This is a genomic window from Ornithinibacillus scapharcae TW25, from assembly GCF_000190475.1.
GTDB classification, from domain to species: Bacteria; Bacillota; Bacilli; order Bacillales; family Amphibacillaceae; genus Ornithinibacillus; species Ornithinibacillus scapharcae.
In genome coordinates, this window is sequence record NZ_AEWH01000045.1 from 65,544 (window position 1) to 75,242 (window position 9,699).

At 36.6% G+C, this 9,699-nt stretch carries 8 protein-coding genes and 1 pseudogene; 8 read left to right on the forward strand and 1 reads right to left on the reverse strand.

Annotated elements, in window-relative coordinates:
* Positions 1–152: 152 nt before the first annotated feature.
* The gene (locus G5W_RS0111790; protein WP_010096900.1) at positions 153–1,739 is read left to right on the forward strand and encodes a BCCT family transporter; all 1,587 of its coding nucleotides are present in this window, start codon (positions 153–155) and stop codon (positions 1,737–1,739) included.
* 49 nt (positions 1,740–1,788) lie between these two features.
* On the opposite strand, the gene G5W_RS0111795 is transcribed toward G5W_RS0111790, so the two are convergent.
* Positions 1,789–2,994, reverse strand: a complete 1,206-nt coding sequence (locus G5W_RS0111795) for a S8 family peptidase (RefSeq protein ID WP_010096902.1) — start codon at positions 2,992–2,994, stop codon at positions 1,789–1,791.
* A gap of 299 nt (positions 2,995–3,293) precedes the next feature.
* On the opposite strand from G5W_RS0111795, the gene G5W_RS0111800 reads away from it, so the two are divergent.
* From G5W_RS0111800 to qoxD, 7 genes and pseudogenes are all read left to right on the forward strand, one after another.
* Positions 3,294–4,127, forward strand: a complete 834-nt coding sequence (locus tag G5W_RS0111800) for an alpha/beta fold hydrolase (protein WP_010096903.1) — start codon at positions 3,294–3,296, stop codon at positions 4,125–4,127.
* Between the two features lie 364 nt (positions 4,128–4,491).
* Positions 4,492–5,140, forward strand: a pseudogene (locus tag G5W_RS24295) (DUF2268 domain-containing putative Zn-dependent protease).
* A gap of 151 nt (positions 5,141–5,291) precedes the next feature.
* The gene (locus G5W_RS24880) at positions 5,292–5,417 is read left to right on the forward strand and encodes a YjcZ family sporulation protein (RefSeq protein ID WP_010096906.1); all 126 of its coding nucleotides are present in this window, start codon (positions 5,292–5,294) and stop codon (positions 5,415–5,417) included.
* A 434-nt stretch (positions 5,418–5,851) separates the two neighbouring features.
* Positions 5,852–6,790 (forward strand): cytochrome aa3 quinol oxidase subunit II, encoded by a 939-nt coding sequence (gene qoxA, locus G5W_RS0111815; RefSeq protein WP_010096907.1) that lies wholly within the window; start codon positions 5,852–5,854, stop codon positions 6,788–6,790.
* A 67-nt stretch (positions 6,791–6,857) separates the two neighbouring features.
* Complete coding sequence (gene qoxB / locus G5W_RS0111820) at positions 6,858–8,807, forward strand: cytochrome aa3 quinol oxidase subunit I (RefSeq protein WP_010096908.1); 1,950 nt, start codon at positions 6,858–6,860, stop codon at positions 8,805–8,807.
* Entirely contained in the window at positions 8,804–9,400 is a 597-nt protein-coding gene (gene qoxC, locus G5W_RS0111825; RefSeq protein ID WP_010096909.1) for a cytochrome aa3 quinol oxidase subunit III, read from the forward strand. The genes qoxB and qoxC overlap by 4 nt, the downstream gene beginning before the upstream one ends.
* 2 nt (positions 9,401–9,402) lie before the next feature.
* Complete coding sequence (gene qoxD, locus G5W_RS0111830) at positions 9,403–9,687, forward strand: cytochrome aa3 quinol oxidase subunit IV (RefSeq protein WP_010096910.1); 285 nt, start codon at positions 9,403–9,405, stop codon at positions 9,685–9,687.
* Positions 9,688–9,699 lie beyond the last annotated feature (12 nt).

The following is a 9,699-nucleotide window of genomic DNA, read 5'->3' on the forward strand; positions in this document are numbered from 1 at the left end:
TAGTATCTCTAATTTTCAATTTACATGATAGAAGAAAAAAAGAAAAGCAAGTGTATAAATAATAAATGAATTTGCATATGAGATGAAGGAAATTTGGAAAGTTGAACATATTAAAGATATATGGTAAAGCTACAAAAGGAAGGAATGTCAGCATGAATACAAAGCTTATTGATTGGCCAACTTTTATAGGGGCATTAGTAGTATTATTGGCCGTTACACTACCGTTAATATTATTTCCTGAGGCCGGTGCGGAAGTACTTAATATCATAAATAATTTTGTTACAGGTAATTTTGGTATTCTATATCTAGCCCTTGGACTATTAGCATTTATTTTTTTGCTCTATGTGGCATTTAGTAAATATGGAAAAATAAAATTAGGAAAGCGAGGAACAGAAAAAGAGTTTGGTTCCTTTTCATGGGCAGCAATGTTATTCTCTGCAGGTATCGGAGCGAGCATTCTATATTGGGGAATGATTGAATGGGCTTACTATTATCAGGGTCCACCCTTTGGTATAGAACCAATGACAAAGGAAGCAATAGAACAGGCTACAACATATGGTATCTTTCACTGGGGACCTATTGCTTGGGCACTTTATACATTACCTGCCCTTCCAATTGCATATTTCTATTATGTACGCAAAAAACCCGTCCTCAAAATTAGCGCCGCTACAAAACCAGTAATCGGAAAGCTCGCAGATGGACCATTAGGAATAATCATTGATGTTCTGTTTATCTTTGGTTTATTAGGTGGCGCTGGTACAACGCTTGCACTTGGAACACCAATGATAGCAGAAGGGGTACGTGAATTAACAGGAATCCCTGTAACACTTGGTTTGCAGGCGGTTATTATGCTCCTCTGTACGGTAATATTTGCGATAAGTGCTTATTCTGGATTAAATAAAGGAATAAAAGTACTTAGTGACATAAATATTTGGCTAGCTCTCTTTATTTTAGCCTTTATTTTTATTTTCGGTCCAACACTATTTATCAGTGAAACAACCTTTACTAGCCTAGGCCTTCTCGTTGATAAATTTTTTCGTATGGCTACTTGGCTAGAACCATTAGCATCTATTGAAACGTATCCAGAAACTCGTTTCCCTGAATCATGGACTATTTTTTATTGGGCATGGTGGACAGTATATGCTCCGTTTGTCGGTTTATTTGTTGCAAGAATTTCTTATGGACGGACCATAAAAGAAATGATATTAGGAACCATGATTTATGGAACCCTTGGTAGTGTTATGTTTTTTGGGATACTCGGAAACTTTGGACTGTATTTACAACTATCAGGCTCATTTGATGTTATTAACTATATGAACGAGTATGGTGCACCAGCTACCATCATTGAAATTTTAAACCAATTACCAATATCTGGTTTCATCGTCTTGATATTCACTATTTTATCTGTAATATTTTTATCCACTACATTCGATTCTGCTTCTTACATTCTCGCAGCTGTCGTCCAAAAAAGAGTTCCTGGTGGAGAAGCATTACGCTGGAATAGGCTATTCTGGGCTTTCGCGCTATTATTGCTACCATTAGTCCTTATGTTCATCGGAGATTTAGAAACTCTCCAAACCGCCAGCATTATCGCTGGTTTTCCAGTTATGTTTATCATGACATTACTAGGAATATCCTTTATTAAAGCGGCAGGAAGTGACATCCGTGCCATGAAAGAATATCGTTCACCTAATATCTATATTGATCGGAGAAGTATAGAGAATAAAAAGGAAGAATGAAAATAAGGGTCTGCCCAATAGGAGCAGACCCTTATGTAATTACTATATTTTAGTAACGGACAGAAGCATTAACATTAATTAGTCCGTGTTGAACATAGGTACCAACACCACTCATATATACAGCGGTATTTTCAATTGCTGCACGTGTTTGAACATTATTCTTGCCTTGACCTCTAAGTAGTGCGGCCTGACCAGCAACATAAGGTGATGCCATTGATGTACCTGATAGGTATACATAGCGATTACCTGGGTAAGTTGAAGCAATATCAACTCCTGGTGCCATCACATCTACCCATGTACCCCAGTTTGAGAAGCTAGCCTTACGGTTAGAAGAATCTGTAGCCCCTACTGCAATAACGTTTGCATAAGAAGCAGGCTCGAAAGTTGTGCTTACACCATCGTTACCAGCTGCAGCCACTATTACAGATCCACGATTCCATGCATAGTTTACTGCATTTTGTAGTGTAGTTGTCGAGCAATCACAGCCTAATGAAAGGTTGATTACCTCCGCTCCAGCATCTGCAGCATAAATAATACCATCTGCAATATCTGCTAATGAACCACTACCATTTGCATCTAACACACGAACTGCTAGTATCTTTGTATTAGGTGCCATTCCCGCAATACCAGTGGCATTATTGGTTTCTGCAGCCGCAATACCCGCTACATGTGTACCGTGACCATTTTGATCCTGTGGTGTGTTGTCGTTCTGTACAAAGTCATAACCACGAATAACCTTGCCATCTAAATCAGGATGTGTATAATCGACGCCTGTATCTAGGACAGCAATTTCTTGACTAGAGCTACCACGCGCAACATCCCATGCATGATCTGCATCTGTGTTGAAGATTCCGTATTGATAACTAGGACTGAAATACGTATCGTTTGGAGACCATGTTGCATTTAAAATATAGTTAGGCTCTGCATACTCAACATTAGGATTGTTTTCTAAAGCCTTCACAACGGCTTCTACATTCCCAACCTCTAGCACTGTAAATGGTGACTTTACCGCATCCACATCTGCTACTACCTTTGCATTTAGGTTTTGTAACAACTTATCTTGTTGTGATAGCGATACGGTGTCCTTAAACTTAACAATTACCTCACCTTTGACATGTTCCCCTTTTTCAACAGAAACAGAGGTGCTGGAAACCTTTTCAATTTTGCCCTCATCTGCCGCAGCACTTCCTACTACCGGGATTAACAGTAGGGCTGCCCCAAATAGTAAACCACCTAACCAAGTTTTCTTCTTCATGAAACTCCTCCTCTCTTCTTTACATGTTAAGTATATGGGAGTTTCAAAGTTAATTAATGAGCATACGAACCCATAAAAGTTGGGAAAGTCATTAGGATATGTTGTATTTGATGCAGGACTAAACACCTAATGCGCTAATATGCTAAAGTGATAAACTATATTTGTTAGGTTTAGCTGACAGACATAGTGTGTAACAATAGAAAGAACAATCAAAAATAATAACAAGTTATTATTGAGAATATACACAAAATATACCTACAGTTTCCTATATTTATGATAAATTATGAGGTGACATGATAATGGAATTTTCAAGTACGAGTCTAAAATTGCAAAATACAAATATCTATTGTGAGTATTTACTACAAGACAAACCAACTATTTTTTTAATTCATGGTTTTGTAGCATCCTCTTATACATTTAACCAATTGAAACCATTGTTAGCTGAAAACTTCTCTGTGATTGCCATCGATTTACCTGGATTTGGTAAGAGTGAAAAATCTATCTCATTTACCTATTCATTTGAAAATTACGCAAAACTGGTACTAGAATGCTTGGATTACTTCCGTATAGGTGAGGCAGTTGTGGCTGGTCATTCCATGGGAGGTCAAATTGCTTTATATACAGGACTTAAAGCACCGGAAAGAGTGAAAAAATTAGTGTTATGTTGTAGTTCGGGATATTTACCAAGAGCAAAAAAACACTTGATTTATAGTACATACCTTCCCTTTTTTCATTTAATTGCTAAGAAGAAAATTAATTCACAAAGCGTAGTCAATAATCTTAGAAATGTATTTTATGATCATTCTCTCATTACAGAAGATCAAATTGAAGAGTATGGAAGACCTTTACAAGATAAAAATTTCCCAAAGTCACTAATTAGACTACTAAGACATCGTGAAGGTGATTTAACTAGTGTTCAGCTTCGAAACATACATACTCCGACCCTACTTTTATGGGGAGAGCAAGATAAAGTAGTTCCACTGGTCATAGGGAAAAAGCTAGCCAAGGATCTACCTAACTCAAGATTAATTTCGTATGACAAAGCCGGACATTTAGTTACAGAAGAAAAACCGATGGAAATATATAAAGAAATCCTTTCTTTCACAAAAGTTGAAGAAAAGAAAAACTCTTAATGTCAACTTCTCTTTTTTGACTAGCCCACTACATTTATAGGAATCCTCATATTTTAGTTATATATGGATTAATTAGCCAAAGTTCCAATATCAATTTATTACCATCTAATAGTACTTTTGCTAATTACTGGACTACTTTCCTACCTTCGAATAAGAGGATTCGGTTCCTAATCGAATCCTTTTTCCTCATATAGAATTAATTATATTGTTAAAAGAATGGAGTGTATGTCATGTGACCGTAATCAATACAAACAAATGGCTAGAAATAGCATACCATACCCCAGAAAAGCTATTTAAGAAGCTCTCCACTTACTTTCCAAATTCTAATCCTAAAGAGATAAAGGATCTACTTATCAAACATGGTATGTATTATAAACCTGATTCTGATGGAAACACTTTCTTAAATACCTGGAAAAGAAAAAACATTTGGAAAGTCATTCAAAAAGACGAACAATTACTAAAACAACAGTGGCATGGGAAGGACGTTCCAATATTTATTCTCCCTTCTAATACCTATGACCGTAATATTAGAGAGCAATATAATGGTAGGGCTGGTCTTGCATTTCGAGATAAATTATTTCTATTTATTTCACAGGATAGTGAGTTAAATGAGATTAGAGCCTTGTTTACACACGAATTTAATCACTGTTGCAGACTAATTCACAATCCAAAAAAGAAAAAACTACACGTTACTCGATTTAATTGTGATGGAAGGTTTAGCAGAGAATGCGGTTTCTGAAAGATTTGGAGAAAGATTACTTGCACCTTGGACATCATACTATTCCGATAATGAACTGCAGGACATGTGGAAAAAACTACTACTTCCAAATAAAGATTTACCGAAAGATAGTAATAGAGCTCATAAAATTCTATATGGACTAGACTTCTACCCTACCATGGCAGGCTATGGTGTCGGATATTATTTAGTTAAAGAGTACATGCACCAAACAGGTAAAGAAAGTAAGGAATTACTACAAATACCCTCTGAAAAAATTGCATTCATCCATACCTAGGCATCAGCACAGTTAAGAAGAAAATAGGTATCTATCCCAGTCACTTTGACTATGTATTCATATAGTATTAACAAACACTAATAACCTAGTGTTTTTCGCAGGAGGTTAACCTCCTATTTACCTTGATACTGTATGTTAGGAGGGATGTAGAATGTCATGGGGATACGGCTGCGGTTATGGCGGTTACGGCTACGGCGGCGGAGGATATAATAATGGCTTTGCATTAATTGTCGTGTTATTTATCCTTCTAATCATCGTAGGTGCTGCTTGGCTATAATTTAAAGGAATTAACTTCTTGAACTACGCCAAGACGGGGGAACAAATCCCCGTCCTAGGTAGTTAGTTAGGTATGTTTACTCAAATAACTATATTTCTTCTAAGTTATTGGCCAAGAGGTGGGCCTAAACAAATATATGAAAAGGGTGTTCCAAATTAATTAGGAACACCCTTTTTTATGTTAGTCACTGTCAAGTTGCCATTCATTATCGATGAAACTATCCCCTTCTTTCCCAGTAACTCCCTGATTTACCTAGCATTTCACTCCTTCATACACGAAAAAGACAAATCTTCGTGAACATTTTGTGAAGCCTTTCTCAAAGTATTGTAATAAAAATTACAGCGTAATAATATAAAGTAGCGATACTTTGTGAACAAAAGCACAAGTTTGTCCAATTTATGAACAGTAACCATATCGGTGAAAGGAGCAAAAATATGAAACTCAAGTTAGCATTTATCTCAATTGCTATTTTGATTACTACAATACTTGCTGGTTGTGAACCTTTATTAGTACTTGATCCAAAAGGGCCACAAGCAGAAACAACAGCTAATGTTATTTGGTTATCTATTATAACAATGGCCATCATCGTTATTGTTGTTATCGTACTTCTAACAATTATGCTTGTAAAATATCGAGCATCCAAACAATCTGAGGATTACGAACCACCACATATTGAAGGTAATCCAATTGTCGAAGCTATTATTATTGGTATTCCTATATTAATTGTGGCTTTCTTATCGATTGTATCCGTGAAATCAACATATGAGGTGGAAACTGTACCTGAAGGCTACGAAAATCAGGAACCATTAGTAATTTATGCATCCTCTTCTGATTGGAAGTGGCATTTTAGTTATCCGGAACAGGACATTGAAACATTAAATTATGTATTTTTACCAACAAACCGTCCTGTTGAATTCCGTTTATATTCTTACGGTCCTATTACAAGCTTCTGGATACCACAACTTGCTGGTCAAAAATATGCAATGGCAGATATGGTAACCAAAATTAATATTGTAGCTGAAACACCAGGTGATTATGCTGGACGTAATGCTAATTTTAGTGGTGAGGGATTTGCTGAAAATACATTCACAGCTACAGCGCTAGCGCCTAGTGAATTTGACAAATGGGTAGAAGAAATTCACGCAACAGCAGAACCACTTACAGAAGAACAATTTGATAAATTACTAGAACCTGGACATCTTGGACAAATGACATTTACAGGTACACACTTAGACTTTAGACCTGCCCCTGAAGGTGAACATTCTGGGCATAATCATGGGGATTCTGCAGAAGATCATGACAATCATGAAGAGCATGAAGATCACGAAGAACATGAAAATCACGAAAATCATGATGAACATTCAGGTCATTAAGTTTGAACTTAAAAAATTTTTCGTATAACGAATATTTAGACTCACCTCTTGAAAGGAGTTTATTTAAATGGAATTCTTTGAACGATTTGCCATCCCCCATCCAAGCCCATTGATTTATGCATCAATGGTTGCTATTGGTCTAGTAATGTTGGCGATAGTATTTGGACTTACCTACTTTAAAAAATGGGGATATTTATGGCGTGAATGGTTGACAACAGTTGACCATAAACGAATTGGTATTATGTATATGATATCTGCAATTCTAATGCTATTCCGTGGTGGGGCAGATGCAGTTATGATGCGTTTACAAACTGCTGTGCCAGACAATACATTTTTAGATGCACAACATTATAATGAAGTATTTACAACTCACGGTGTTGTCATGATTATCTTCATGGCAATGGCATTTATTATCGGTATGATGAACTTTGTTGTACCACTACAGATTGGTGCGCGTGACGTTGCATTCCCTCGTCTTAATGCAATAAGCTTTTGGCTGTATTTTGCAGGTGCAATGCTATTTAATATTTCGTTTGTCATCGGGGGATCCCCAGATGCAGGATGGACGAATTATTTCCCACTCGCAGGAACAGACTTCAGTGAAACTGTTGGAGTTAACTATTATATGTGGGCCTTACAGATTTCTGGTCTAGGTACACTAATGACTGGTATTAACTTCATTGTTACCATTTTTAAAATGAGAGCACCAGGTATGACATTAATGAAGATGCCTATGTTCACATGGTCTGCACTCATTACAAACGTTATTATTGTTTTTGCCTTCCCTGTTTTAACGATTGCATTATTAATGGGGACATTTGATCGTCAATTTGGAACGCATTTCTTTGCGTCAACCAACGGTGGTATGGATATGCTCTGGGCCAACCTCTTCTGGGTATGGGGACATCCTGAAGTATATATCTTAATTCTTCCAGCCTTTGGTGTATATAGTGAGGTAATAGCTACCTTCTCACAAAGAAATCTATATGGATATAAATCAATGGTTGGTTCAATGGTTCTTATTTCATTTATGTCCTTCTTGGTTTGGGTTCACCACTTCTTTACAATGGGACATGGTGCACTAGTAAATGGAATATTCTCCATTACAACAATGGCTATTGCTGTACCGACTGGAATAAAAATATTTAACTGGTTATTAACCATGTGGAAAGGTAAAATCCGTTTCACCGTTCCAATGCTATACTCAATAGGATTTATTCCTTTATTTACAATTGGTGGTGTAACTGGTGTCATGCTAGCTATTGCTAGTGCAGACTACCAATACCACAACACTATGTTTCTAGTAGCACACTTCCATAATGTAATCATTCCAGGAGTTGTGTTTGCAATGCTAGCAGGTCTTACCTACTGGTGGCCAAAAATGTTTGGATTTATGCTTAATGAACGTATTGGTAAATGGGGCTTCTGGTTCCTATCCATTGGATTCTGTTTAGCATTCTTCCCAATGTATATTACAGGACTTGACGGTCAAGCACGTCGTATGTACACGTACTCTGAAGAAACTGGTTTCGGACCATTAAATATGCTATCCTTCTTTGGTGCTGGATTAATGGCAATCGCCTTTATCTTAATCGTGTATAACGTATACTATAGCTTCCGTTATGCTCCAAGAAATGTTGGTCAGGACCCATGGAATGCACGTTCTCTAGAATGGGCAACTCAAACTCCAGTTCCTGAATATAACTTTGCTGTGACACCAGTTGTTAATTCATCTGAAGCATATTGGGATTCAAAGAAAAATGGTCACCAATTATTTAAGGACAAAATTAGTAAGATTCACATGCCAAACAACAGTGGTTTACCAATAATAATGGCTGGATTCTTCTTTATATTTGGTTTCTCGTTTGTATTTAGTATCTGGGTTGGTGTTATCCTCTCAGCACTAGGTATTTTCGGTTGTATGGCTTATCGCACATTTGAAAATGATCATGGACGTTATATCTCAGAAGAAGAAATACACGAAACAGAAAAGAACTTTGGAGGTGCTAAAGAATGAAAATAGATCAATCGCAACCTCTTGAATATAGCACACAGCAAAATCAAATGAACATCCTAGGTTTTTGGATTTTCCTTGGTGCTGAAATCATGTTATTCGGTACCCTATTCGCATCCTACTTCACACTTGAAAATGGAATAGGAAATGGGCCGAGTGGTGCAGAAATCTTCGAAATTACACCAGTATTAATGGAGACAATTATTCTATTAACTAGTAGTTTCACAATTGGTTTAGCAATTCACGCTATGCGTATTCAAAATAAGAAAGCAACCCTAGCCTTCTTAGCAATCACTTTACTTTTAGGCTTATCATTCTTAGGTTTAGAGATTTATGAGTTCATACACTATTACCATGAAGGTGCTACATTACAAACTAGTGCCTTCACAGCAATACTATTGACAACATTAGGTACACACGGTGCCCACGTTACATTCGGTTTATTTTGGGGATTATTTATCTTCCTACAGATTAAGAAACGTGGATTTACACCTGAAACATCGAATAAGTCCTTTATATTCTCACTTTATTGGCATTTTCTAGATGTTGTCTGGATCTTTATCTTCAGCTTCATCTATCTGAAAGGAATGATGTAAACATGAAAGAATTATTTCCTGCAAAACAAGTGATGGGATTTGTATCTTCTCTTGTTCTCACTGCTGTTGCGCTAACTGTTTACTTCCTTGATATGTCATTTGAAATGGGAATGACGATATTAGTTATTACAGCATTTATTCAAGCTGCATTACAATTGGTATTCTTTATGCACGCAGGAGAATCAAAAGATAAAAATACGATATATACAACTATCTACTATGCTATTGCTATTGCCCTTGTTACTGTATTTGGTACCCTACTTACACTAATTTGGGGTTATATGTAATCATAAAAAAAG

What these genes read in the sequence shown, in the direction of transcription:
- qoxC (WP_010096909.1), top strand. Translation starts at nt 8,804, where the DNA reads ATGAAAATAGATCAATCGCAACCTCTTGAATATAGCACACAGCAAAAT.
- G5W_RS24880 (WP_010096906.1), top strand. Translation starts at nt 5,292, where the DNA reads ATGTCATGGGGATACGGCTGCGGTTATGGCGGTTACGGCTACGGCGGC.
- G5W_RS0111795 (WP_010096902.1), bottom strand. Translation starts at nt 2,994, where the DNA reads ATGAAGAAGAAAACTTGGTTAGGTGGTTTACTATTTGGGGCAGCCCTA.
- qoxB (WP_010096908.1), top strand. Translation starts at nt 6,858, where the DNA reads ATGGAATTCTTTGAACGATTTGCCATCCCCCATCCAAGCCCATTGATT.
- G5W_RS0111800 (WP_010096903.1), top strand. Translation starts at nt 3,294, where the DNA reads ATGGAATTTTCAAGTACGAGTCTAAAATTGCAAAATACAAATATCTAT.
- qoxA (WP_010096907.1), top strand. Translation starts at nt 5,852, where the DNA reads ATGAAACTCAAGTTAGCATTTATCTCAATTGCTATTTTGATTACTACA.
- G5W_RS0111790 (WP_010096900.1), top strand. Translation starts at nt 153, where the DNA reads ATGAATACAAAGCTTATTGATTGGCCAACTTTTATAGGGGCATTAGTA.
- qoxD (WP_010096910.1), top strand. Translation starts at nt 9,403, where the DNA reads ATGAAAGAATTATTTCCTGCAAAACAAGTGATGGGATTTGTATCTTCT.